The organism is Massilia frigida (assembly GCF_011682175.1).
Classification (GTDB): domain Bacteria; phylum Pseudomonadota; class Gammaproteobacteria; order Burkholderiales; family Burkholderiaceae_D; genus Telluria_A; species Telluria_A frigida.
In genome coordinates this window covers 215,430-241,409 of record NZ_WHJG01000006.1, presented here as the reverse complement: position 1 = coordinate 241,409, position 25,980 = coordinate 215,430, and the positions used below count along the sequence as shown (strand labels likewise).

Sequence of the window (25,980 nt, the reverse complement as noted above, 5' to 3'; positions counted from 1 at the left end):
CCGTCGTTCGCGCGCCAAGGCGGCACTCGGCGGGAACGATGGGTGGCTACGTCAAGTGGGGCGGCGAGCGCAACCGGGCAGCCTCGCAGGAACGACGCGGAGTTATCCCTTATAATGGTCGCCATATTTGCACGGGTTTTCGCACCATCCTCCCGCTGTTACTGATTCTTACCGATTTATTGCCGATTGCTAACTATGTCCAACATCTCGATCAAAACTCCCGCCGACATCGAAGGCATGCGCATCGCCGGCCGCCTCGGCTCCGAAGTGCTCGACTACATCACGCCCTTCGTCAAGGTCGGCGTCACCACTGGCGAACTGGACCGTCTTTGCCATGAATACATGGTCAACGTGCAGGGCACCATCCCCGCCCCGCTCAACTATTGCCCGCCGGGCTACACGCCCTACCCGAAAGCCATCTGCACCTCCGTCAACGACGTGATCTGCCACGGCATCCCGGGCGACAAGGTGCTCAAGGATGGCGACATGGTCAACCTCGACATCACTGTCATCAAGGATGGCTACCACGGCGACAACAGCCGCATGTTCCTGGTCGGCAAGCCAACCATTCTGGGCAAGCGCCTCTCCGAAGTCACCTACGAATGCATGTGGCTCGGCATTGCCCAGGTCAAGCCGGGCGCGCACCTGGGCGACATCGGCCACGTTATCCAGCAGCACGCCGAAAAGAACGGCTACAGCGTGGTGCGCGAATTTTGCGGCCACGGCATCGGCAAGGTCTTCCACGAAGAGCCGCAGGTCTTGCACTACGGCCGTCCAGGTACGCTGGAGCGCCTGGAAGCGGGCATGATCTTCACCATCGAGCCGATGATCAACGCCGGCCGCCGCGAGATCAAGGAAATGGGCGATGGCTGGACCATCAAGACCAAGGACAAGAAGCCGTCCGCCCAGTGGGAACACACCATTCTCGTCACCGACACCGGCTACGAAGTGCTGACCGTCTCGGCCGGCTCGCCGCCGCCGCCGGCCTTCATCATCCCGGCCAGCGCCGCCGTCACGGCCTGAGGCCAAGCCGCCATGCCCGCCGCCGCGCTCAAGAAGCAGTCCCGCGACCTCCTCAAGCAAAGGCTGAAGGCGGAGCGGACGCTGCTGATCGCCGCCTTCCGTGCCGACGGCAAGCCCGAAAAGCTGCTGCGCGGCCTGCGCCACAGCGTCGACGAGGTACTGACCGAAGCGTGGCAAACGGTCGGCCTGCCCGCCTCCACCGCACTGGTAGGCGTGGGCGGCTACGGGCGCGGCGAACTGTTTCCGTACTCTGATGTCGACCTGCTGATCTTGCTGGGCGAACCTGCCGACGCCATCACCCAGGCCAAGCTGGAAGAGCTGGTGCAGATGCTGTGGGACCTGGGCCTGGAAATCGGCCACAGCATCCGCACCATCGACGAGTGCATGAGCGAGTCGAAGGCCGACATCACGGTGCAAACGAGCCTGTTAGAGGCGCGCCTGGTGTGCGGCGACGCGCACCTGTTCGAGCAATTGCAGGAGCGTTACCTCGGTGCGCTCGACCCGCGCGCGTTTTTCCACGCCAAGGCGGCCGAAATGCGCCTGCGCCACGCCAAATACGAAGACACGGCCTTCTCGCTGGAACCGAACGTCAAGGAAAGCCCGGGCGGCCTGCGCGACCTGCAAGTCATCCTGTGGGTGGCCAAGGCGGCCGGGCTGGCCAATTCCTGGGGCCAGCTGGCCACGCGCGGCCTGATCACCCAGACCGAAGCGCGCCAGCTGATGGAAAAGGAGCGCGCCTTCAAGGATATCCGCGTGCGCCTGCACCTGCACGCCAACCGGCGCGAAGACCGCCTGGTGTTCGACGTCCAGACGCCGATCGCGGAAAGCTTCGGCCTGAAAACCACCGGCGAAGGCATCAACGCGCGCCGCGCCAGCGAATACCTGATGCAGCGCTATTACTGGGCGGCCAAGACGGTCACCCAGCTCAACACCATCATGCTGCAAAATATCGAAGCGCAGCTATTCCCCGAGGCCAACGAGGCCGAGGCGATCAACGAGCGCTTCAACGATGTCAACGGCCTGATCGACATCGCGCACGACCACACCTTCACCCGGCAACCGTCGACGGTGCTGGAAGTGTTCGTGCTGATGACCGAGCGCCCTCACCTCAAGGGCATGACGGCGCGCACCATGCGCGCGCTGTGGCACGCGCGCTTCGAGATCGACACCAAATTCCGCGAAGATCCGGTCAACCGCGCCCTCTTCCTGCGCATCCTGCAAGCGCCGGTGGGCCTGGTGCACGCGCTGCGGCGCATGAACGACACCAGCATCCTGGGACGCTACCTGCCCAACTTCCGCCGCATCGTGGGCCAGATGCAGCACGACCTGTTCCATGTGTACACGGTCGACCAGCATATCCTGATGGTGGTGCGCAACATGCGCCGCTTCACGATGACCGAGCACGCGCACGAATACCCGTTCTGCAGCCAGCTGATCGCCAACTTCCGCAAGTCCTGGCTGCTGTACGTGGCCGCGCTGTTCCACGACATCGCCAAGGGCCGTGGCGGCGACCATTCCAAGCTCGGCACCGTGGACGCCGCCCAGTTCTGCGAAGAGCACGCCATCGGCTCGGAAGATACCGAACTGGTGGTCTTCCTGGTCGAGAACCACCTGACCATGTCGCAGGTCGCGCAAAAGCAGGACCTGTCGGACCCGGACGTGATCGAAAGCTTCGCCAAAGTGGTCAAGGACGAGCGCCACCTGACCGCGCTATACCTGCTCACGGTTGCCGATATCCGCGGCACCAGCCCCAAGGTGTGGAACGCGTGGAAGGCCAAGCTGCTCGAAGACCTGTACCGCGTGACCCTGCGCGTGCTGGGGGGCGAGCCGCATTCGGCCGACCGCGAACTGAAAAACCGCCAGGAAGAAGCGATGGCCACGCTGCGCCTGTACGGCCTGCCCGACATCGCCCATGTCGACCTGTGGAAGCAGCTCGACGTCGCCTACTTTTTGCGCCACGACGCTTCCGACATCGCCTGGCAGACCCGCTGCCTGTGGGATAAGCTGGGCAGCGTCACGCCGGTCGTCAAATGCCGCCTGGCGCCGATTGGCGAAGGCTTGCAGGTGGCCGTCTACGTCAAGGACCAGCCCGACCTGTTCGCACGCATTTGCAGCTATTTCGACCGCAAGAATTTCAGCATTCTCGACGCCAAGATCCATACGACCCGGCACGGCTACGCGCTCGACACCTTCATGGTGACCGAGCAGAGCTTCGCCAAGAGTTACCGCGACATCATCAACCTGATCGAGCACGAGATTTGCGAACTGCTGACTTCGCAGGCGCCCTTGCCGGCGCCCACGCGCGGGCGCCTCTCGCGCCTGTCGCGCACCTTCCCGCTCACGCCGACGGTCGATTTGCGGCCCGACGAGCGCGGCCAGTATTACCTGCTGTCGATTGCCGCCAACGACCGTACCGGGCTGCTGTACGCCATCGCCAATGTGCTCGCGCGCTACCGCATCAACCTGCACACGGCCAAGATCATGACCCTGGGCGAGCGCGTGGAAGACGTGTTCCTGGTCGACGGCGCCGTGCTCAACAACGCACGCAACCAGATCCAGCTCGAAACCGACCTGCTCGACGCGCTGCGCGTGTGATATCCAGATTTCCCTTTCCAGTAACCCTTTAAGTAACCTTAAAAGCAAGCCATGACTGAATTAGTACGCCTCTCCAAACGCATGTCCGAACTGGGGCTCTCGTCGCGCCGCGAAGCCGATGAATGGATCGCCCGCGGCTGGGTGCGGGTCGATGGCCAGGTCATCTCCGAACTGGGCAGCAAAGTGCTGCCGCACCAGAAAATCACCGTCGAGCGCCAGGCCGCGGCCGAGCAATCCAAGCGCGTTACCGTGCTGATCAACAAACCGATGGGCTATGTCAGCGGCCAGGCCGAAGATGGCTACACCCCGGCCGTGGCGCTGATCAAGGCCGAGAACCGCTGGGCCGACGACCCGTCGCCGGAAACCTTCCACCCGACCCAATTGCGCTCGCTGGTGCCGGCCGGACGGCTCGACATCGATTCGGTCGGGCTGCTGATCCTCACGCAGGATGGGCGCGTGGCGAAAACCCTGATCGGTCAGGATACCGCCATCGAAAAGGAATACCTGGTGCGCGTGCAGTACACCAAGGAAGGCAAGCTGCCGGAATCGGACCTGAAGAAGCTGTGCTTCGGCTTGTGGATGGACGGCAAGCCGCTGCTGGCGGCCAAGGTGCGCTGGCAGAATGACGACCAGCTCAGCTTCACCTTGAGAGAAGGCAAGAAGCGCCAGATCCGCCGCATGTGCGATATGGTGGGATTGAAAGTGCTTGGCCTGAAACGCGTGCGTATCGGCAAGGTCAAGCTGGGCGACCTGCCGGTCGGGCAATGGCGCTATCTGCGGCCTGACGAGCAGTTCTGAATGCTCATTGTCTTTCGCGACCAGTTCATCGCCCTGCTTCGCCATGCCGCCCCCGGACTGCTCACGCATCCATGGGTGCAGGCATGGTGCGAGCCGACGTAACAAGCACAATCTGCGATCAAGGGCTGGTGGCGCGCGCACTTGTCGAGCAAGACCCCGGCCACGAAACTGGCGTCGGCGCGGCTGCCGTCGGGGGCCGTGCGACTGGCGCAGTCCAACCGCGTTGATCTGCCGCTAAGCAGGCCGCGCCAAGTCCAGTGCAGCCGGAAGGCCAGATGAATCCTATTCGTTGGCGGCGAACATGTTCGTGTCTGCATTGACTTGATTCGGTATTGCAGTCAGAGAGGCGTCCGTCAGAACAACGACGGCAGTGGCGAATTCGTTGGTTTGCAAACCGCCAAACAATGCCGCAACCGCATCGTCGTCGAAATGGGCGCTGGTATGGCAAATAAATTCATGTTGCGGTGCCAAGGCTTGCAAGCTTGCGACAAGCGTCCCAGCGTCATAAAAGGCATAACGGTAGGCGGCATTATTGTACTTGGACTCGAGCCGCGCATGCGAACAGGTCAGCAGCAACGCAAAGCGCGGCTGCAAGTCACCATCACAAAGCAGACCGAGCTGCGTCAATGCCGGCGCGTGATCGGCCAAGCGCTGCCAATATCCGCGTGGGTTGAAGTAATAGCAACCGCGCGTGTGTTCTTCATAGGATAGTACGTACACATTCTGCGAGGACATGTTGCCGCCGCTGGGCGTCAAGCGCAGCGCGAAGCTCAAGTTTGGCCCAGCTTGCCAGACGCGGCGCCCCACGGCCGAGCCCAGCAGCTGCGACAGCTGTGCGAAGCGGGGGGATTGCTTATCCAGCTCGGCTAGCGCCGTGCTCGGCCTTGAGCGGTAGATCTTATAGCCACCGGCACTGGCTTGCTTGTTCTTGCTCGCGTAATGCACCTGGTGCCCCTTGGGCGCCATCGCATACGCCGCATGTTGGCTACTGCGGTGGTAAAACCAGGGTAGCGGGGCCAACCGTGCCCCCCCTAAATCCAGACCGGGACGCTCAGGCCACGATGCACTCAAGGGCGCGCAGTGAGAGCAGCCGAATTGGCGAAATACGGGCTGGGCGGTAAACACCAAGGTATCGCTGTCCAGTGTTTCGCTGCGCTCAATGCTGTCGATTGCGACGACGTGCGTGAAGAGCTGCAAGAGCTTATGGGCCACGCGTTCGGCACCTAACTCCAGTTCCAACGCCCCGTAATGCCTGTCGTTGCCTCGCTCGAACGTGCCGCTCGCCTTGGCGCAATGCAGGCAAGCCGAGGATGGCACATCGACGCAAGGGCCGATGCGTAGCTCGCGCTCGCCAAGCACTGCGTAGAGCAGGCGCTGGCCATGCAGCGCATCGCCGAGCGCTAGCGCGCGTTCGACGGCCGGCTCTGCACTGATGAAGGCGCACACTGCATCGTGTTCATCGTTCGCCGCAAGCAGCGCATCGAGAGGCTGCTGCTGTACCTTCAGGTCCCAACTGGCATCGGACAAGGCCGTTGCCTGTTCCACCAAGTCGGCGTGCGGCGTGAGCAGGGTTGCGCAACCGAGCCCGAGCTCCTTTAGTGCCTTGAGCACGGTAATGGCGTACCCGCTATCGCTGATCAGGAGAAGCTTGCCACGCCGCATCGCGGCGAGGACTGCGCCGGCGGACTGGCAAACGCGGGTCTCGTCCAGATACCGCTCGTAGGTATTGAGCAGACGCCGCCAACGCGCGTCGCGTTCGAGTTCGAGCTGCAGTGGGTCGGTGCATGGCACGGGTTCTCCCACCAGCAAGCCACGCATGAAGAGCAGCATCAAAGCCTGCTGAACGGCACGTGCGCCGATACCGCGCATCTGCTCGCCAATCTGCGCCAGCGTGCGTGTGCCGTCCAACAGCGGCAGGAGCGAAGGAAGGACGACCGAAACCGCTTTCCCACGCAGCGTGATCGTTGTTGGACCGCCCACCATGATCAGGCATTCGCGGCTGTGCCAGACTGGCTGAACACCTGCTACCAGTTTGGGATGCATCGGAAGCCGCATTTGCGGATCGGACGGCTCGGCCGATAGGCTCACCAACGCCGCCTGGAAATCGATAATTGTAGTCATGTCTTGTCGGAAATTAAACTCATGGTCATTGGGGTAGGCTCGATACCGTGCTGCACGGTCAGGTGGCGCATCAGGCAATAAACCAGCTGCATTTCCTGGCGTACCGAAACACCGAGCCGGTTACAGAGCATGTGCCAGAAATTAGGCAGCATGCTCAGATCGGTCACTGGATAGGGGTAGCATGTGTGCGCACTGTCGCGTTGGCGGATTGGATCAACCAGGACGCGGCCGCCTTCGAGGTCTTTCAGAGCGTGAATATCTTGCTTGAGAGCGCGAGTCCAGTCGTGCAGCCATGCGATGTTTCTTGGCGAACCATCGGTGCCCGCTTGTTGAGCCGCACTGAACTTACTGGCAATCGCGCCGCGCGAATGTTGGAACATCGCCTCGTCCTTCTGTTCGTAGGCGGGCGGTAGGCCAAATGCTCGCCACCAGTAGTCGTAATAGGCGCGACACCAGCTAATGCTTTGCGCCGCGTCCAAGCCTGTCGTTTCCAGCGTGCTTGCCAGCAAGCGCAAAGCGCGTTCGGTCAGGGGGGTGCTGTCGTCAGCCAAAATGCGCAATGACACGACGCTGCTGGCGCAAAAATGTTGCTCGGCGAGGCTATTGCCATGCGGCCCACAATACTTGTCGATCTCCGGTTCGTACTTGGCAAAGCGCAACTGCGCACCACGCGCGAGCGGCGCGGCCAACGCGCTACTCAAGCGCACCTTGATCCGCGCACGGTGCATGGCCGACTCCGCATGAACTCGTAGCCGCAGGTGGTATCCGTGTTCCTGATAACGGATGAAGAACCAGGTGTGCCCCTGGGCCTTCCACGCGGCAAACAGCGGCGCCAAAATGTCAAACAGAATCTCGTCCGCAGCGGGCACGAGGTCTCTCGATGACAGTTCCGGAGACAGGAACAGTTGGGCGTAGACCCAATCGTCCGCGTTGCGTCGCTGTGGCGGGCGCACTATCGCGTTCCCGGGATCACCGTGACCGGACGTGGAAGGAGCTTGCAGCGCATCTGCCTGCATCAGCGTCATGGCAGCACTTCCTCCAGCTCTAGCTGCAACTCGACGACGTGCGGTCCACCCAGGCCAAGATCGACGACGGAAAGCTCGGGGTCGGGCAGCGCTTCCTCGAAGATCAAGGTTTGTACACTCGCGCTATCGAGACCGGCAATAAAGCTGCGCAGCAGCAGCTGGTTGGCGAACTCGAGGTAAACGGGCTTGTGATCACGGATGCGGCCCGGCTCGCCAGGTTTGCGCAGGATCACCCGAACATAAACGCGGTCAGGCAATCCGTGTACGCTTTGCCAGTGCTGATAGGCGCTGAACAAGGTGTAATCGTCCGCAGTATGCTCCGGCAGTGCCGTGACATCGACCGCCCAGGACCTGCGCTGCAGGATCACGCGCCCGTAACGCAGGCGCGGGTAGATACGTACCGTCGAGGTGCACGGCCTGGCTTGACGCTCGATGAAGTCGACCAGGTTACTCGCCTCCGCTTGATAAGCATAGGGGGCCACGGCATCGGACAGGACACGTTGCACCGGTGGCAGCGACATCGTGTGCAGGCAGCCCATGTACAGCGGCAGTACCGCTTGCCCATCGTAAGCAAAGCGTAGCGTATCGCTTGCCGCATCGTGTTCCACCGTCAAGCCGTCCAATGCGAGCAGGTCGGCGCGCGCGGAAGATTCACCCGGCATGGACAAAGCCCGCGGCGTCAGCGCCGGATGCACATGCGCGTTGTGCTGCAGCGTCGTTTGCAGCTCCAGTATTTCGTTGCCGCTTACCGATTGCAGTCGTTGCAGCACCGCGCGCAGGGCATCGACCCAGGCAGGATTGTCGATCAACTGAGCATAGCGTGTATAAAAGCGTCCCCAACCAGGCAAGGTTTGATTGATAATCAGATCGAACTCACCACATTCCATCGCCTCCGCACTCGCCGCAGCGACTTGCACCAGCACGCCAAGGCGGCGCGGCACCCCGGTCGCATGATCGGCGGCCATACAGGTTTGCGCGAGCTGTTGCAAGTCTTGCTCGCAGAGCGACACTTCACTGTGCTTTGATTCGGCAAGCGCCGCGAACGTGTGCATAAAGCTGGCGTACGCGGCCCTGGCCTGGGCAAAGCGCGGAAAGATGTGCGTATCGTCGGTCCTGTGCCGTTCGCACAGGCGCAGCGCTTGGGCGGCAAAATGCGCAGGATTGCCGCAGCGTCCGCCTACCCCGTAGCTGGCGACGAAGATGTCGACCAGCATGCGATGGTGCAGGCCGTTGCTATCGCGTCGGGCGAAAAGGCTCAGCAAGGGGCCAAGTTGATGTTCCAACGCGAGCCTGAGGCGCGAACCCAGGTCTGCCTCAACGCCATGCACAATACTGTCCTCGATCACGGGCGCGATGCCGTCGATATCGTCCACCCCCAGTGCCGCGCACAACTGCACGATGCGGGTGCGTGCCGCGTCACGTCCCGCAACGTCCCGCGTGGCGTACTCCTGCCCCAGCGCTTCAAGTTCATGCAGCGCGTCGCATGCTGGCTGTATTTGCGTGCCAAGCATCGCGTGCGCGCGGCGGGCGAAGGTCGACAAGCCGTCCAGTGCGTCGCTGGGCAACAGTGAGGCGCTTTGCACCAGGCCAGAGCGGTGCACCTGGCTGATGAGGGAGCTTACCTTGTCGCCTCCCAGGGAAGCTAATTCCGGGTGGCGCCGTGCCTGGTCAATCCAGTCCGCCTTGCTCAGCCCCCTGGTGGCGTTCTCCAGCAAGGTCAACAGTTGCTCGACCGGCGCCGAGAGCGGGCCGCTGCGTAGTCTGGAATAGGCGATATTCACGCCCGCCGTTGCCGCACTGAAAAAGCCGATAGCCTGGCCTTCGCGAAAACGCGTTGGGTTGGGGGTCAGCGGCAGTTGATCAGTGATCGCGTAGCGAGCTTGCAAACTCGCTGCGATGCGCGCGCACAGTTGCAAATTAAGGCGGGAGCGTACTTCAATGCACGCGGCCCGCGCATCAAGCACCAATCCGGTCGTCGGGCAGTGTTCCGGTTTGGCGGTCCCGGTGGCCAGCGGGGCCACCAGGCCCCAGCGTCCGAATGGGCTGGTCTTGGCGGTGGCGCGCGCGACGTAACGCATCAGCGTGGCTTCAGTATTGCGCTCGGCCTTGCGCCAGTTATCAGGCTCCACACATGCCAATTTACGCGCGTGGGCGGCGAGGCTCGTATTGTGTAGTTGCAGACCAAGCAAGAAATCGGGCTTGGTGACCAGATCTTGCAGGCGGCAGCGTTGACGCGTCAGTTCCGCGGCAAAAACGTGCCTCGCTTCTTTTTTCCAGCGTTCAAGGCGCTCAAGGCGGTGGGTGTAGCGCCGCACCAGGCGGCGCTCGCGCAAGCCTGGCAGCAAGGCCAGCACGACCCAATCCCCGGCCTGGAGAGAAAGCCTGTTGTGGAGCTTGCGCTTGATGGCGACCAGCGCCGACTTGTTGCTACCTTCAAACGTGCCGGCCGCCTGGAAGAGGATACGCTCGCAGACATAGCTGCGCTCAACGTCAAGCAAGTTTTCCTGTCCGGCAAGACGCCGCTGCCACGCCACACTCTGCGGCATGGTCAGCGTGTTCAGGCGGCTGGCCGGGAATGCGGCTAGCCTCAACAGTGCCGGGCCGTCGAGTTGCCAGGCGGGAAGGCGCACAGCGCCGCCTGAACCCGCGCCGCTCGTGTCAAATTGTTCTTGTTTCATGCGTCTCAAGATCCCCAAGGCAGGTGTTGGAGCGCGCTCCACAGGAGGCGCACTAATTCATAGCCGAAGCATGCGACGACGAGTCCGGTCCAGCATAAGGCCACCGCAGCGTATAGCGCATAGCCGACAGCTGCCCGTGCGCTATGCGTGGCGCTGGCGCGTTTGCGCCAGCGCCCCAGGCCAGGCAATCGGCTCAAGCCGTCCCGAAGGTGTGCCATGGCGAGCTTGCGCAGATTGGGCTGTTCGAGATAATCGGCGGCGATCCAATACCCGTCCATGCTGAGCAGAAACGGGTTCAGCGTCACAGCGATGATCGCCAATTGGAATCCGGAGTAAGCCAGCAGCATCCGCGCAGCGACGCTCGTTGGGTCAAGCGCATGATAAAGCGTCATGACGATCCCGAATGACACGAGGTTGACCATCGGTCCGGCAAAGGACACGAACATGCGCTGGTATTTGTTTGCAATGCTGTGTGCATCGAGCGTATCGGTAATGATGGACGGTACGATGCCCCACATCAACTTGAAGGCAAAGCCACGCGTTCGTGCGCCATAGAGATGGCATGCAAGGGCATGGGCAAGTTCGTGCAACGCAATTTCGACGATGGCAATGAGCGGCAACAAGAGCAGCATCGCATCGGCCGGTGTGAAAGTGATCATCTGCAGCGGAGCGAGCAGGCCGCCGTCACGCGGGTAAAGAAACAATTGCACGATTCCAGCCGCAGTGAGCGCCAGTGCCGCCAGTTTTGTGCCCGGGTTGAGCCACCAGACCCGGTAAGTGTCCAGCCAGGCGAGCGCGGCATCGATCTGGATAAAGGACTGGGGCTCGCCCTGGGCCTTGCCGGTGGCAGGCGTTGGCCAACTGGCGGGATCGATCAGACACAGTCGCGCACCTTCATCGAGGAACGCGGTCAGGCGTTGGGGCTTGAGCCGGACCGGGCTGCCGCCGCTGAGCGATGTGGCAATCTCGGCCAGGGTGCGCTCGCCGTTGGCCAACTCGAGCACGCGCACGCCCAGCGCGTTGGTGAGCATGTAGTGCGTGAGATTGGCGTCCTTGACCAGATAGCGGGACTGATCGCCGTACGGGCTGGCCAGGAAGCCCGGTAGCGCGCGCGGACGATGCTGCGCCGATGCGCTTTCCTCATTCACTTGCATGGACTGCCTTTTGACTCGCCTGTGCCATGGCAGCTGCGAGCGCCTTGGGGCGCTCGCTATGTCCCAAAGCATAGCCATTGAGCACGCTGGCGTGGAAGCCATCGAGCCCCAGCCAGCCATCCCAGCTATCCTGAGAGAAGCTGGCGGTGATGCTACCTGCGAAGCCCAGGGCCGCGCAGGCGATGCCATTGCGCTGCAATTGCACCCCGTCTTCGAGCAACATGTAACGGTAGCCACGGTCGCCGTAACGTTCGATGGCATCCGCGAGCGAACCGACCATCAGGAACAAGGAAGCCGCGCTTCTGAATTCGGCCTGGAAGCAGGCCGTTTCCAGCAGATCCGGAATACGCGTGGCATCGGCATTGAGTTGCACCAAGGTCAAATTTTGCTCATCCACGAGATAGGCCCCAGGCGCTAGGCCATCCACCCGCAGTGCCAGCATGACTTGGCGCACCATGGTAACGTGGCCATTCCAGGCTTGCAGCGTGCGATGCGGTTGTGCGGATGGCGCATCGCCAGGCGTGCGCACCTGCGCTGGATAGGCCCAGTGCAAGAAGCGCGCCACGTCGTTCAGAGTCAACGGCCGCTCCGAGTAGGAGCGGGTACTTTGGCGCTGCGCCAGCGCGGCGGCAATGGGCGGCTCGTCGGAACTGGCCGATGCACCGAGATGGGAGAGCAAGTCGATGCATGCACCCGCCTTGGACGGGTGAAAGGCGCCCTTGATCCAGCCGAGTGGCTCGGCGCATGAGGGAGCGCCCTGGAACTCACGCACGCCGGGAACGTTGCGCGTAGCGTGGTGTAGTAGCAGGCTGAGGTTACTACCTATGCCTTCGCGCGCGTCGAGGCGGCTCATGAAGTGCTCCTTGTTAATTTTACTTTGCGTCTGAGCAAGAAGTCCTCGAAATGCGTACTGCGCGTGCCTGGCCGCATGGGTGGACGACACACCTGACACCATTCGTAATAAGGGATGAATGGGTGAGACTTTGAAGACGTCGTCAGGTCGTAGCTGACGAGGCGATTGACGGCGGCAGGCGCGCGCGCTCCGCCGATCAAGGCACTGATTTCAAGCGCCAGCATGGATGCCGCCACGCGCGCAAGACTATCGAATCGGCCGGGCGCCTCAAAGCCCGGATTGCGGTCATGGAATTGACGCTCGGCTTCCCACGCTTCGATGTGCGCTGCATTGGCGGCGCTGCGCACCTCGGCACAGGCCAGGCAGGCGCTGGCACCCGGCATGACGGTTGGGCCGAGCTCAACTCGCGCACCGTCGAGCAGTACCGGGCAGACGGGAATTCCGTGTCGCACTGCAATGGCGTTGATGGAGGCAAGTTGTTGCGGATGTGGGCGTGTCAGCGCGACCGCAACGAGATCAATGTCATACAAGCCCAATGTAAATGTCCTGTTATCGAACACGGGTCTGGCGATGACCGACTGCGTAGCCGTCGCCGCTGGCAGTTCATGTGCCAGTACCGACATTGCCCCTGGGTCTAGCGGTGCGACGCAGAGATGGCCAAGTTGCAGGTGCTTGAGCGCGTGCAGCACCGGAACAGCCATGCCGCTGTCGACGATCAAGCTCACACGCGCTTTGCTCAAGCGTCGCTGCACAAGATCGGTGACATGGGCGTCGTCTGCGTGGCGGGCATCGACGCGCTGCAAATAAAGTGTATGCCAGTTTGATGCTGCAAGCTCGAATGTATTTGTAAACATGTGCTTATGCAAAGGGTTGTGGCCAGCGGTTGAATTCGGCGTAGGACTTGGCGCGGTGGCCCATTCGTTTCGGGGCTTCATAGAGACGTGGCGCGGCGCCGAATTTGAGGTTGTAGTTAACGGTGAGCGGGAGCAGATCCGGTGCGACGACGCGCACGGCGAACAGCCCACAGTCGGCGACCGGCCCGACGGTTTGATCGACGACGCATAGTTCGTAGTCGAGTTCGGCAAAACGCGACACCAGGCGATCCAGCATCTCATGATCATCTTCTGGCGCGCTTGCCTGGCGCCGCTTGAGCGTTGCCAAGTCGATCCTGTGCGGCGATTGCAGCAGGAAATCGAAGGCCGCGCGATGCGCCGGGTCCGCGTAGTACACCGCGCCATCGGTCAGACGCGTGAAGGTCCGGAAATCAAGTGGGTTATAGAGGCGGGGTCGGCGTGACAGTGGCGCGATTGCCGCACGCGAGGACGCTGCCTCGTCAATGACGCGCACGAGCGCGTCTTCGATGTCAAAGCGCGTAGCGGCCATCGCCATCATCGCCACTTCCCCCTCCGGCTGCCATTGCAGGCAGTAGGCGCTGGGCATGCCCAAGTCGGTCGTGGCGTCAAAGAAATAGGTCTCGATGCCGCTTGCTTGCGCGCGCGCCAGACGTTCACGTAGCTCGGGACCGGCGCTTTCATCAATGTCTATGTGTGACAGCGGTAGTTGATGCAGCCACGTGAGCGTGAGCGTGTCGCGCTCGATCAGCTCCATGATCGCGGTGGCGCAAGCACGTTCGTAACTGGCCGCGATCGCACTGCCGGAACTGATCGGTTGGATAAACGCCTCACCCTGCCACTGGTAAGCGGAGCTGACATAGACCGCGCCAAAGGGCACATACGCGGGGCGACGATGGGTAAGCGAATAGCCTTGTAACCAGCGTATAGGCACGTCGTTGCGGGGCAGTGCGCTGCCATCGTTGGATTCGCTGCGCGACGCGTGCGCAAAGCGGCACAGATCGAGGGCCTCGCCGCCCAGTTCGTCGCGCGTCGCGGTGACGACGCGCCGCTCGTCAAACGAACAATTGCAGTAACGTTCCAAGGCCTCGCAAATCGCCTTGGCCTTGGCCCACTTGCGTTGCGTCGAGGATCCTGAGCCAGCCAGGCTTTGGGACTTGTCCAGGGCGAGCGTGATATGCGCTTGAGCGTGCGGTAGCCAGGAGACTGTCGACGAATAGACGACGATGTCGGCCTCGCCGCACTCGACCGGAATCTCCGCTGGTGGGGCGATCAGCCCGGTTTCCGCGTCGACCAGTGGCGCGGTGCGCTCGAGTAACTCCCCTGCGTCAAGATAACCGTTTTTTCTCATGAGTCGGCTGTAAAGTAGACGTGATTGGGCCGCACTGCATGCATCGAGCAGCCGGGGCAAAGTGGGTCTTGCAGGATCTGGCAGGTACGTGCATCCGGCCCTGCGAGCACAGGATGCAAGGCGCAATGTTCCCCGCCCTGATTCTCCGCCATCTGTTCGCCGATCCAGTGCGACAACGACTGCGCGCTATCGCGCGTGCTGGGCGAGGGAGTGGCGGCATGTCGCGGCAGGAATTCGCCCTGACTGCACAGACAGGCCACACATGGCGAGACACGGGCGTCGTCGCGCCGAAGTGCCCAAAGACTGTCGGGCCGAGCGAGAACAATCAGCGTACGCGCATGGCGAGCCACGAGCCATCGGTTGAAGTCCAGGACCGGCGCATCGGCCGCTTCGGCGGTGAGCAGCAGCACCCAACCTTGAACGGCATGCGAATGCAGCCACTGGGGCAATACAGCACCGTCCAGTTCCAGCGCCGCAGGCGTGCGTGAATTTGGCCAGCATGAGATCAGATCATCGGCCAGCGCTGCGCAAACGGGACTATAAGCAACGAGGTCGCAATGCAAACGGGATTCGGGCGGATCTAAGTCTTGGAAAGGCATCGTAATGTCAATTCGAACATGTTGTAACCCAGGGTGATATGCCCCAGAGGGGCGCTTACAGAAATAGCGATCAGAAATTTCCAAGGAATTCGGTACGGCGACATGCTGCAAATACGTCGTCGTTCATCCCCTGGCAGGACGCGATGGTCAAGTTCTTACGGAAAGCGGCAATGACGCCCCCCGAGGAAATCGACTGCTTTCGGCAAGTTCCGTTCACGTTTGTCAGCCGCGCGAATGCGTCCGGCCCGCCTCACTGCCGGTGGCACGCGGATGATGCGCGCACGGCCAATGACGCAAAGCTTGTTCGGCTGCTTTATTGGTGTGCACCAGATCAGGCCGCGCGAGTTGGCGCGCAATGATCTCCCCATCGAGCGGGAATTTGCGTGAGCCCGAAGCTTGTCGTGACGCGAGACCCGACTGCGCTCATACCGCCCGCGCAGGCGTTCGATGCTGGCGACGTACCTGATCGCAGGTACGCCGCTTTTAACACTTAGGCGAGGCAGGCCGAGGTGCTGATGGAAGCTGCGGTGCTGAGGCTGCTGGCAGTGCTGGCAACAGCAACAGCGTTGCCACGGACTTCGATTTCTTCAGCGAAAAGGTCGAGTTCTGCGGCGTTGATCTCTTCGGCTTCAATCGAGTTAATCATCGTTTCGTTCATGGCTTTGTTCATGGCTTATCTCTTATAAGTTTAAGTAAAGGAAAATTCCAACTAACGTCATCAAGTCGCAGCCATCGCTCACACCTCAACCGGAAAAGTGCTTGCAGATGGACTAATGCTCGACGGAATGCATCTTAAGCAAAAATGCCCACATTAAATATTTGTTTTTTATTATTTTTATGCTTTTGGCATGATTGTGCTGTTTTACGCAGAAATGGGTAAGATTGCAGCAAATGTGCGATGAAGCGTTGTCGGGCGGGTTGGCATCAATGGTGGTGTCGATGTCGAGTCTTGCCAAGGCAATCAGATCCACCATCGCCTAGCCCCCCCCGCGTTCATGACGTCGTAGTCGCTCCCGAACGGGCCGTACTGAGTTTTATGCTCACCCGAAGTAAGCTCGACGATATAGGACGCTTGCGTCCGAACCGCCCGGCGAGGACCGCCTGAGTTCCCTTTTGAGCGATCTTGATTTGTGCTGGCGAGTTCCGAGGCAGAGTAGCCGGGGACGAACTTGATCGAGTCGGCGGTCGTTGCGAGGATGACGTGCCCCGCGGTAAGGATCCGGCCCCGCCGACCACGGCGGCAGAACCGATCGGAGTGCCGCTCCCCGACTCCAGCCGACCGATACGGTGGGCCTGCATGATTTTCCTTGATTCGCTTGTTATCGCCATCTCAATATCCCCGTTGATGACGGCGACGGCTTCTGGATGTCCCATTAGCAGCTGTCGAGCCGGCGCTTCGCTTTCTAGCCTGACGGGACGGGCCCGGCCCGGTCGGCTTATCGTCCGCATCGCATCAATAAAGGTGCCCCGCGCGCCTGTCAGCAGCGCACGGTGAGAACCGAGGTAACAAGCACAACCTGCGATCACTTTTTTGTCGTGCGCGATGTCCACTTTGGGATTGGACGGTCCTTGAACCGACGACCATACTCCGCTGGCGAGCCGTGGCCCACCATGGCCGTACCGTCCGCCCCCCAGGGCGGCGGTCCACCCATGGAGACTGCCAATGTTGAAACACCCTGTCATCCCGGCGCGCCGGCTCGCCGCCTGCCTCGCCGCCCTGTTCCTGCCTGCCTTTGCCAGCGCCGCCTCGACCACCTTCATCAATCCGGTCGGACCAGCTACCACCTCCTCGGCCGATCCCCACGTCATGCGCCACAGCGATGGCAATTACTACTTCGTGTCCACCGCGCCCGGTTGGGACAAGCTGGAATTGCGCAAGTCGCCCTCGCTGTCCGGCATCGGCGCGCGCACGCCGGTCACGGTGTTCGTCAAGACAGCGGCCTGCAGCGGCAACAACTGCACCAGCAAGGAAATCTGGGCGCCCGAGATCAACCATATCAACGGCGCCTGGTACATCTATTTTTCGGGAGCCGGCACCGACAACCAGCACCGCGTGTTTGCCATCCGCAACCCCAGCGCCGATCCGACCACAGGCACCTGGAGCGCACCGGTCAAGGTGGCCGACAGCGAGGATAGCTGGGCAATCGACCAGACCGTGGCCACCATCAACGGCCAGCTCTACATGGCCTGGTCGGACATCTCCGGCGGACAACCGCAGCGCATCAAGATCGCACGCATGAGCAGTCCGACCACGCTCATCGGCAAGGGCGCGATCATTTCCACCCCGACTCTCGCCTGGGAAAAATCCGGCGCGGCGGTCAACGAGGCGCCTGCATTTATCGTGCACGGCAACAAGGTGCACATGAGTATCTCGGCCAGCGGCTGCTGGACCGACGATTACAAGCTCGGCCTGCTGACCGCCAACCTGGGCGCGGACCTGACCATGCCGTCCAACTGGAGCAAGGCGGCCACGCCGATCCTACAAAAGGGCAACGGCGCCTTCGGCCCCGGCCACAACGGCTTTACCAAGTCGCCCGACGGCACCGAAGACTGGATCGTCTACCATGCCAATCCGGCCAACGGCCAGGGCTGCGGCGACGCGCGCACCACGCGCATCCAGAAGGTGAGCTGGAATGGCGACGTTCCGGTGATCGGCGCGCCGGTCGCTGCCGGCACGCCCGTGACGCGGCCATCGGGTGAAGGAAGCGGCACGATCTGGTACCGCGTGCGCAACGAGGCCAGCGGCAAGGTCATGAGCGTTGACCGCGCCGCCGCAGCCAACGGCGCCGCCATCTGGCAATTCACCAACCTCAACAATTCCGACCAGTTGTGGTCGCTCGACCCGGTCGACGGCGCATGGTTCAAGCTCAGCTCGAACTACAACGGCAATGTGGTCGACGTGGCGGGCCACAGCACCGCGCCCGGAGTGGCGCTCAAGACCTATCCTTACGCGGCGACCTACAACCAGCAGTGGCAATTGGTGCCGGGCACGACCCAGCATGTCGGCGTGCGCAACCGCAACAGTGGGCTGATGCTCGACAACCGCGATGGCAGCCTGCTCGACGGCGCCGTGATCCAGCAGTGGACTGCCAATGGACTGGCGCCGCAACGCTGGCGCCTTGAGCGGGCCAACTAGACAGCAGGCCGGAGCTCAGCGGTGTGAGTGAGGGGTGGCAAACGCTGGCTGTCCGAATCCGGCCACGTACGACCAGCTAACATTGACAAAGCGCAGTCCGTCACCCACACTCGTTTATGACTTGGTAATGTAACTCAACCGACATCAACCATCAGCACGGGCGGGGGTCAGATGGCCAGTGATAATTCTGCCACAATTTCTCTTCCACAGGGAGGAGGCGCACTGAAAGGCTTGAGCGAGAAATTTTCGCCGGACCTCTACACTGGCACCGGCAACTTCTCGATTCCAGTCCCGCTACCGCCAGGGCGCAACGGCTTCCAGCCACAGCTCGGATTATCGTTCAGCACCGGTCATGGAAACGGTGCCTTCGGCGCCGGCTGGTCGACTGGCATCCCTGCGCTCAGCCGCAAAACCTCCCAAGGCATTCCGCGCTATCGCGACAATGCCGGTGCCAGCTCGATCAAACCCGACGTGTTCATGCTGTTCGGCGCCGAAGACCTGGTTCCGGTCGATGGTGGGCCGCCCGGCGCCCAGCGCTACCGGCCCAGGGCCGAAGGCTTGTTTGCGCTGATCGATCGTTTTCATGAGGCCGGCAACGATTACTGGCAAGTGCAAACGAAAGATGGCTTGACCAGCTTTTACGGCACGCCCGGAATGGCGGGAAACGATCCGGCAGTCATCGCCAACCCTGGCGACCGGCGCAAGGTATTCACCTGGAACCTGAGCTGCACGGTCGACCCTTTCGGCAACCGCATCGAGTACGCCTATGTGCGCGACCAGGGCGATGCCGGTGCGCTGGAATGGGACCAGCTTTATCTCAAGCAAATCCGTTATGTCGACTATCCGGATTCCGCCGGCCAGCTGCACTATCTGGTGCATGTCGATTTTTTATACGACAACGATGTCCCTCCTCCCGGGGCAAGTGCGGCGCGCGAACGTCCCGATCCCTTCTCGGAGGGCCGCGCAGGCTTCCAGATCCGCACCCGGCGCCGCTGCAAATGGATCGTGGTCAAGACCCGTCCCGTACCGGCGCGCGAACAACTGGTGCGAGCGCTTGAACTGATCTATCTCGATGAGCGTACCGACTTGCCCGATCTGCCAGAGCGCCTGCCGCTGAATGCGATGTCGCTGATGAGCCTGATCGACGTCATCGGTTACGACGATGACAATCGGCCGGCCCGCGAATTGCCGCCTGTTGAATTCACCTACAGCAGTTTCGAACCGCGGCAGCGAAAATTTGCGGCGGTGATCGGACAAAACCTGCCCCCTGTGTCGCTAGCCAATCCGGATATCGCCCTGGTCGACCTGTCCGGAAACGGTCTGCCGGACCTGTTTGAAATGGGCGACAGCGTGCGCTATTGGCGCAACCTCGGCGGCGGCCAGTTCGACCTGCCGCGCGCCATGCCGGACGCCCCTGCCGGCCTGCGCCTTTCCGATCGTGGCGTCCAGCTGATCGATGCCAATGGCGACGGGCGCAGCGACCTGCTGGTGACAAACGCCGAGTTGTCCGGCTATTACGCGGCCACGTTCCAGGGGGCCTGGGACCGCAAAAAATCCTTTCAGCGCTATCGCCAGGCCCCGGGCTTCAACTTGGAGGATCCGGAAGTGCACCTGGTCGACCTCGATGGCGATGGCGTCACCGATGCCATTCGTGCCGCCACACGGCTGGAATGCTACTTCAACGATCCGCTCCAGGGATGGCAGCCGGGCACGGATCACGTGCGCTTTGTCGAGCGGCGCCCTGACGGATTCCCCGCCAGTTTCTCCGATCCGCGCGTGAGGTGGGCCGACATGACGGGCGACGGCATGCAGGATGTTGTACTGGTCCACAATGCCCGGATCGATTACTGGCCGAACCTCGGCTACGGCGAGTTCGGTCCACGCGTGCACATGCGCGATGCACCGCATCTGCCGGTCGACTACGATCCGCGCCGCCTGCTGATCGGCGATGTCGATGGCGACGGGATTGCCGATATCGTGTATATCGAACAGGGCCGGTTGACGCTCTGGATTAACCAGTGCGGCAACGGCTGGAGCGCGCCGGTCGTGATCCACGGCACCCCGCAGGTCACCGACAACGATAGCGTGCGTCTGGTCGACCTGCTGGGAACCGGCGTGAGCGGGGTGCTGTGGACCCAGGATGCGCGTGGCGGCAGCCGCGATCGCTATTTCTTCCTCGATTTCACCGGCGCGGTAAAGCCGTATCTCCTGACCGGCATGAACAACCATATCGGCGCTGTCACCAGCGTGGAATATGCCTCCTCCACGCGCGAGTATGTGCGCGATCAGGCCGACCGGGCGACCGCCTGGCGCACGCCCTTGCCGTTTCCGGTACAGGTAGTGACGCGCGTCGAGGTGCTCGACCAGATCTCCCAGGGAAAACTCACCACGGAATATCGCTACCACCACGGCTACTGGGATGGCGCCGAGCGCGAGTTTCGCGGCTTTGGCATGGTGGAGCAGATCGATACCGTTTCCTTCGCAAAATATAACGCAGCCGGCCTGCATGGCGCCGAGGCCTTTTTCGCCAGCGTCGAGCGGCGCTTCTTTTCGGCGCCCACGCTCACCAGGACATGGTTTCATCAAGGTCCGGCCGGCGCGGAGTCCGGCGATTGGCCAGAGCGCGATTTCACCAGCGAATACTGGCCGGGTGATCCGCAGCTGCTCAAGCACAGCGCGGCGGTCGATGCGTTTACCAGCACCTTGCCGCATCGCCGCGCCAAGCGCGACGCGTTACGCGCGCTGCGCGGCAGGATCTTGCGCAGCGAACTGTTCGCCCTGGATGGGGCGGCGCTGGAAGAGCGGCCGTACACCGTCACGGAACACGCATACGGGCTGCGCGAAGAACCGGCCGCCGGCGGCCCCGCGCCGGCGCGCGCCCGCGTTTTTTTCGCGCACAGTACGGTACAGCGCACCACGCAGTGGGAACGGGGTGACGATCCCTTGACGACATTCAGTTTCTCCAGCCAATACGATGATTACGGTCAACCCTTGATCCACAGCGCGCTCGCGATGCCGCGCCGTAGCCTCAAGCGTTTGCCGCAGCGCGAAAACAGTCCGACGGATCAAGCCGCTGTTCTTGCCACGCATACGTGCAGCGCGTATGCGACACAAGCCACGAGCCCGGCGAGCCGCATCTGCAACCGCATCGCGCGCAGCACCGGTTTCGCGCTCGTGCCTGCGGCGCGGGTGGTGGAGACGCAGCCCGCCGATGTCCTTGCCGTTTTACGCGATCACATGCAGCTTGCAGAAGCACTGCACCGGCAGTTCGAGGCCAGCCTGACAAGCTGGCAGCCCGAGCAAGGCAATCCGGCCGGCTACCGCATCATCGCGCATGCGCTGAGCTACTACGATGGAGCGGCTTACCAGGGCGAAGCGCTGGGCCTGGCGGGTCGCTACGGCGCCCTGACCCGATCCGAGTCCCTGGTCGTCACCGATGAGATCCTGGACCGTGTCTACCATGTTGACGGCACCACGCGGCGCCCCGCCTATCTCGGCGGCACGGCTGCGTCGCCGTCCGGTGCGCCAGCCGGTTTCGGCGCGGACCATGGGTATCTGGACAAGCGCAACCATGTCGCCGGCTATGTTCCCGGCTACTATGCCAGCACCGGACAACACAAGTTCGATTTCCAGGATGGCGCCGCCAATCCGCGCGGCTTGCCGGTGGCGATGCGCGATGCGCTCGACCACGAAACCAGGATCGAGCGCTACGACGACTTCCTGTTCCTTCCGCTTCAGCTACGCGACGCCCGCGGCATGTCCGTCACGGCCGAGTACAACTTGCGTGTGCTTCGTCCGCGCAAGGTGATCGATCCAAATGGAAATGTCAGCGAAGTGGCATTTTCGCCTGCGGGGTTCGTTACCGATACCTGGGTCAAGGGCAAGCATGGCGAAGGCGATGGCAGCAGTTCCGGCAGCAGGCGCTCGTACGATTTCCTGGCCTTCCAGCGCTCGGGCCAGCCGATTCATACGCGGACCATCCAGCGGGTTTATCACGACACCGACCCCGACGACACCGGTGAAACGATCGAGTCGCGCGACTATTCCGATGGATTCGGCCGTGTCATCCAGACCCGTAAGCAAGGCGCATCGGTACGCTTCGGCGACGGCATTTTATCGCCTGACCAGAATGAAGCGCACGGCGCTCCGCTGGCCGCCACTGTCAACGCCGATGTCGACCGTCCCAACGTCCTGGTCAGCGGCTGGCAGGTGTATGACAACAAGGGAAAACCGGTCGAGAAGTACGAACCGTTTTTCTCGCAGGGATGGGCGTACGAGGCGCAGGCCGATGCGCAGCGCGGTGTGCATGCGCAGATGTATTACGACCCGCGCGGCCAGGTGATCCGCACGGTCAATCCGGACGGCTCCGAGCGGCGTGTCCTGTTCGGCGTGCCGGCCAGCCTGGACGACCCGTTCAACTTCATCCCGACGCCATGGGAAGCCTACACCTACGATCCGAACGATAATGCCGGCCGCACCCATGCCGGCGACAGCGCGGCGCTACGCTACCGGCACCACTGGAATACGCCGTCCAGTATCATGATCGACGCCCTGGGACGCACCGTCGGCGCGGTGGCGCGGCATCGTCCCACGGCGCTGGCCGCCATCGACGAGCACCTGACCGTCTCCGCGTACGACGTCCAGGGCGATTTGCTGCTCATTATCGACCCGCTGGGCCGTTACGCCTTTGAATACGCCTACGACCTTGCCAGGCACGCTTTACGCACCGAGAACATCGATGCCGGGACCAGCCAGGTTGTATTCAATGCGCTTGGCAGTGCCATCGAAAGCATGGACGCCAAGGGCGCATGCAGCCTGCGCCGCTACGATGAACTCAATCGCCCGCTGGGACTGTGGGCGCGCGACAGCGCTGCCGATGCGCTCACACTGCGCGAAAAATGCCTCTACGGCGACGACCCCAGCCTGGCCGCGTCGGCCGAGCACAACCTCTTGGGCAAGCTGTACCGGCACCATGACGAAGCCGGTGTCATCACCATTGCCGACTACGATTTCAAAGGCAATGTGCTCGATTCCCGCCGTAGCGTGCTGTCGGACGACTTCATGCTTGCCAACCTGCGCGCGCAGACCGGGACGGCCTGGGACTTGAGCGCTCCCCGTGTCGACTGGAACGGCGCGCCGGCCGGCATGCTGGACGCCGCCGAGTACCGTACCCGCAACGCGTACGACGCGATGAACCGCATCAAGTGGTCCGACTATCCGCAAGCCGCCAACGGCGAGCGCTACCGCCTGCGGCCCGGCTACGACCGCGCCGGGGCGCTGGAGCGGGTCGATCTCGAAGGCCCGCTGGGGGCAAATGACGCCGGTGCGCGGCAAACTTACGTGCAACGGCTGGCCTACAACGCCAGGGGACAGCGCACCTTCATCGCCTACGGCAATGGAAAGATCAAGCGCTACGCCTACGATCCGGCGACCTTCGGTTTGTTGAGAATGCGTACGGAAGGCTATTCCCGGGCGAGTGATCTGGCCTACCAGCCAGGCGGCGCGGTGCTGCAAGACCTGGCTTACCAATATGACCTGGGCGGCAATATCGTGCGTACCACCGATCGGACCCCGGGTTGCGGCGTACGCAACAATCCGCGCGCCCTGCTCTATCCCGCATTGCAGACCCTGCTGGCCGCGGGCGATGCGCTGGTGCGCGAATTCACCTATGACCCGCTGTACCGGCTGGCATCGGCCAGCGGCCGCGAAAGCAGCGCCATCGGCGTGCCGCGCGCCGCCAGCGATGACGCGCGTGCCGGCTTTAACTCGGGCAATCATGGCTCGCCCGACCAGGACAATGCGCCGGACATGACCTCGCTGTATGACGAGGATTATGCATACGATGCCGCCGGCAATATGTTGAAGTTGATCCACCGGCGAGATGGCGCCAGCGTCTGGTCACGTCATTTCGGCATGGCCGGATTCAACCCGGCGCAATGGAACGACAAGATCGCGCAGGCCGCCGGCGGCATTGCCCCCGATTGGGGAAGTGGCGGCAACCGCTTGACGCACTTCGGCAATGAGGCGGCAGCGGCGCTGTCGCACGCTTTTGACGGCAACGGCAATATGACGCAGGAACATGCCGAACGCCATGCCGACTGGGATCACGCCGACCGCATGAAAGCGTTTCGCATCCAGGCCGGCGCCTCCGGGCCGAGTCTCTACGCACTCTATCTGTACGATTCCGCCGGCATGCGCGTGAAGAAACTCGTCTGGAAAAGCGGCAGTTACACCACCACGACCTATCTTGGCGAGACGTTCGAGCAGCACAGGGAAGTCAAGCCGGGCGGCATTCGCGAAAACAATCATGTGCATGTGATGGACGGTGCAAGCCGCATCGCCATCGAGCGTATCGGCGACGCGTTCGACGGCGACGGCGCCAGCGGCCATCCGGTGCAGTATCACTTTGGCGACCATGCGGGCAGCAGTACCGTCGTTGTCGGCGGCAGCGGCGCCTGGATCAACCGCGAAGAATTCTTCCCGTACGGCGAAACGAGTTTTGGCAGCTTCGGGAAAAAACGATACCGCTATGCGGGCAAGGAGCGAGACGAGGAAAGCGGCTTGAACCGGAATGGCGTGCGTTACCTGTCGGGCGCGCTGGCGCGCTGGATCTCGTGCGATCCGGCTGGACCCATCGATGGCTTGAATCTCTACGTTTTCGCGCGATGCTCACCGATCACGCTGAGCGACGCAAACGGCTACGCGGCCGGCGACGTCAATGTGGAAGCTGCCGTTACCGCCGAGCGAGCCGGTACTGAAATTTTGGTGAAGAAGTATTCAAAGGTCGCACCGACCACGGACATCACGCCACAGGGAAAATGTCTGACGGAAAACGGTGTCGATACCCACCTTGTGGTGGGAAAAGACAAGGCCGCTGTCAACGTCATGGGCGAAGTCAAGCATTCGCAAGCGCCTGAGCGCACTGGAACGTCGAAGTCCTTTCGCGGAAAAGAAACAGGTGCGGGGATCAGCTCATTCGACAGTGCGGCAAAAAACGACTACGGCCAGCTGGTAACGAACATCCGCGCCGCCCGCGCCAACGCCACCTTGGATCCTTCCACCGCCTACCATGCGATCGAAGGCGCCAAGGCCGGTGAAGTGATACCGGAAGTGGTTTTATCGGGCGACAATCTGAGGCTCAACGAGACGACCAGGTCCAGATACCAGGCCAATGTCACGGCGGGAGACCAATTTGCCGATGCGGTCAAGCATGATGATTCCTTGAAAGTATCCAGATCGCTGCGCGGGCCGCGTGGCCAGGCCAATCTGGGCGCGACGCTGTCAATGGCTGGCATCACCATGACCGTCGTGGCCCTGATTCAAACGAAATTGTCATTCGATGCGGCCTACGCCGAGTCGGTGCAAACCGGTTCGCAGAGGCCTCTTGAGGATGAAGCGATCAGGCAAGCCGGTGCCTGGGGCGCCGGCCTGGCTGCGGGCGTGGTCTTTTCCTTTGCGATCAAAGGGACGCTGCTGGGTGGCGCGGCGGGTCCGGGCGGCGCCGCCTTGGGCTTTTTCGTCGGCCTGGCGGTGGGCGGCGCGGCGGCATGGATAGGCGGGAAAGCGGCGCAAGCGGGAATCGAGTCGGGCGCGGTCGATGGCATGCGCGGCGTATTCCAACCATGACCAGGGTGGCAGGTGCGCCGGCCTGGTGAATGCCACGGCCGCAATAGGGCGTCAAGGCAGTGCGATCTGGACCGGGGGTAAAGGCTGTTTGTTCGTGACAAATGAACGAAGAAACCGATGTTGAATCCGGATAGACGCGGCGGCACGTCCGCCGCGATGCGCTCCCGGAT

At 62.3% G+C, this 25,980-nt stretch carries 14 protein-coding genes; 5 read left to right on the top strand and 9 right to left on the bottom strand.

Going from position 1 to position 25,980, the window contains the following annotated elements; genetic code table 11:
* Positions 1-195: 195 nt before the first annotated feature.
* From map to F2P44_RS08890, 3 genes are read left to right on the top strand one after another with little or no spacing between them, the layout of a single operon-like run.
* Positions 196-1,023 (top strand): type I methionyl aminopeptidase, encoded by an 828-nt coding sequence (gene map / locus F2P44_RS08900; protein WP_167086329.1) that lies wholly within the window; start codon positions 196-198, stop codon positions 1,021-1,023.
* Positions 1,024-1,035: 12 nt separating this feature from the next.
* Entirely contained in the window at positions 1,036-3,618 is a 2,583-nt protein-coding gene (locus F2P44_RS08895) for a [protein-PII] uridylyltransferase (RefSeq protein WP_167086328.1), read from the top strand.
* 51 nt (positions 3,619-3,669) lie between these two features.
* Positions 3,670-4,416, top strand: a complete 747-nt coding sequence (locus F2P44_RS08890; RefSeq protein ID WP_167086327.1) for a pseudouridine synthase — start codon at positions 3,670-3,672, stop codon at positions 4,414-4,416.
* 282 nt (positions 4,417-4,698) lie between these two features.
* Here the strand turns inward: F2P44_RS08890 and F2P44_RS08885 are convergent, their stop codons facing one another.
* The 9 genes from F2P44_RS08885 to F2P44_RS08845 form a co-directional block, all read right to left on the bottom strand.
* Positions 4,699-6,537, bottom strand: a complete 1,839-nt coding sequence (locus F2P44_RS08885) for a nitroreductase family protein (RefSeq protein WP_167086326.1) — start codon at positions 6,535-6,537, stop codon at positions 4,699-4,701.
* Positions 6,534-7,562 (bottom strand): thiopeptide-type bacteriocin biosynthesis protein, encoded by a 1,029-nt coding sequence (locus F2P44_RS08880; RefSeq protein ID WP_167086325.1) that lies wholly within the window; start codon positions 7,560-7,562, stop codon positions 6,534-6,536. The genes F2P44_RS08885 and F2P44_RS08880 overlap by 4 nt, the downstream gene beginning before the upstream one ends.
* Positions 7,559-10,240, bottom strand: a complete 2,682-nt coding sequence (locus F2P44_RS08875) for a lantibiotic dehydratase (protein WP_167086324.1) — start codon at positions 10,238-10,240, stop codon at positions 7,559-7,561. Before F2P44_RS08875 ends, F2P44_RS08880 begins: the two co-directional genes overlap by 4 nt.
* A gap of 5 nt (positions 10,241-10,245) precedes the next feature.
* Positions 10,246-11,394, bottom strand: coding sequence for a M50 family metallopeptidase (locus F2P44_RS08870; RefSeq protein WP_167086323.1), 1,149 nt, complete (start codon positions 11,392-11,394; stop codon positions 10,246-10,248).
* On the bottom strand, positions 11,381-12,247 hold the full coding sequence (locus F2P44_RS08865) for a SagB/ThcOx family dehydrogenase (RefSeq protein ID WP_167086322.1): 867 nt from the start codon (positions 12,245-12,247) through the stop codon (positions 11,381-11,383). The genes F2P44_RS08870 and F2P44_RS08865 overlap by 14 nt, the downstream gene beginning before the upstream one ends.
* Positions 12,244-13,101, bottom strand: a complete 858-nt coding sequence (locus tag F2P44_RS08860) for a TOMM precursor leader peptide-binding protein (protein ID WP_167086321.1) — start codon at positions 13,099-13,101, stop codon at positions 12,244-12,246. The genes F2P44_RS08865 and F2P44_RS08860 overlap by 4 nt, the downstream gene beginning before the upstream one ends.
* 4 nt (positions 13,102-13,105) lie before the next feature.
* Positions 13,106-14,449, bottom strand: coding sequence for a YcaO-like family protein (locus F2P44_RS08855; RefSeq protein ID WP_167086320.1), 1,344 nt, complete (start codon positions 14,447-14,449; stop codon positions 13,106-13,108).
* Positions 14,446-15,048, bottom strand: a complete 603-nt coding sequence (locus tag F2P44_RS08850) for a hypothetical protein (RefSeq protein ID WP_167086319.1) — start codon at positions 15,046-15,048, stop codon at positions 14,446-14,448. Before F2P44_RS08850 ends, F2P44_RS08855 begins: the two co-directional genes overlap by 4 nt.
* Positions 15,049-15,538: 490 nt before the next feature.
* On the bottom strand, positions 15,539-15,718 hold the full coding sequence (locus F2P44_RS08845) for a hypothetical protein (RefSeq protein WP_167086318.1): 180 nt from the start codon (positions 15,716-15,718) through the stop codon (positions 15,539-15,541).
* Between the two features lie 993 nt (positions 15,719-16,711).
* Here F2P44_RS08845 and F2P44_RS08840 point away from each other — a divergent pair.
* Together F2P44_RS08840 and F2P44_RS08835 are read left to right on the top strand one after the other, a co-directional pair.
* Entirely contained in the window at positions 16,712-18,184 is a 1,473-nt protein-coding gene (locus tag F2P44_RS08840) for a family 43 glycosylhydrolase (RefSeq protein ID WP_167086317.1), read from the top strand.
* Positions 18,185-18,415: 231 nt separating this feature from the next.
* Positions 18,416-25,810, top strand: coding sequence for a SpvB/TcaC N-terminal domain-containing protein (locus F2P44_RS08835; RefSeq protein WP_167086316.1), 7,395 nt, complete (start codon positions 18,416-18,418; stop codon positions 25,808-25,810).
* Positions 25,811-25,980: the final 170 nt, after the last annotated feature.

Coding starts and splice junctions, on each gene's coding strand:
- map (WP_167086329.1), top strand. CDS start 196: ATGTCCAACATCTCGATCAAAACTCCCGCCGACATCGAAGGCATGCGC.
- F2P44_RS08895 (WP_167086328.1), top strand. CDS start 1,036: ATGCCCGCCGCCGCGCTCAAGAAGCAGTCCCGCGACCTCCTCAAGCAA.
- F2P44_RS08890 (WP_167086327.1), top strand. CDS start 3,670: ATGACTGAATTAGTACGCCTCTCCAAACGCATGTCCGAACTGGGGCTC.
- F2P44_RS08885 (WP_167086326.1), bottom strand. CDS start 6,537: ATGACTACAATTATCGATTTCCAGGCGGCGTTGGTGAGCCTATCGGCC.
- F2P44_RS08880 (WP_167086325.1), bottom strand. CDS start 7,562: ATGACGCTGATGCAGGCAGATGCGCTGCAAGCTCCTTCCACGTCCGGT.
- F2P44_RS08875 (WP_167086324.1), bottom strand. CDS start 10,240: ATGAAACAAGAACAATTTGACACGAGCGGCGCGGGTTCAGGCGGCGCT.
- F2P44_RS08870 (WP_167086323.1), bottom strand. CDS start 11,394: ATGCAAGTGAATGAGGAAAGCGCATCGGCGCAGCATCGTCCGCGCGCG.
- F2P44_RS08865 (WP_167086322.1), bottom strand. CDS start 12,247: ATGAGCCGCCTCGACGCGCGCGAAGGCATAGGTAGTAACCTCAGCCTG.
- F2P44_RS08860 (WP_167086321.1), bottom strand. CDS start 13,101: ATGTTTACAAATACATTCGAGCTTGCAGCATCAAACTGGCATACACTT.
- F2P44_RS08855 (WP_167086320.1), bottom strand. CDS start 14,449: ATGAGAAAAAACGGTTATCTTGACGCAGGGGAGTTACTCGAGCGCACC.
- F2P44_RS08850 (WP_167086319.1), bottom strand. CDS start 15,048: ATGCCTTTCCAAGACTTAGATCCGCCCGAATCCCGTTTGCATTGCGAC.
- F2P44_RS08845 (WP_167086318.1), bottom strand. CDS start 15,718: ATGAACAAAGCCATGAACGAAACGATGATTAACTCGATTGAAGCCGAA.
- F2P44_RS08840 (WP_167086317.1), top strand. CDS start 16,712: ATGTTGAAACACCCTGTCATCCCGGCGCGCCGGCTCGCCGCCTGCCTC.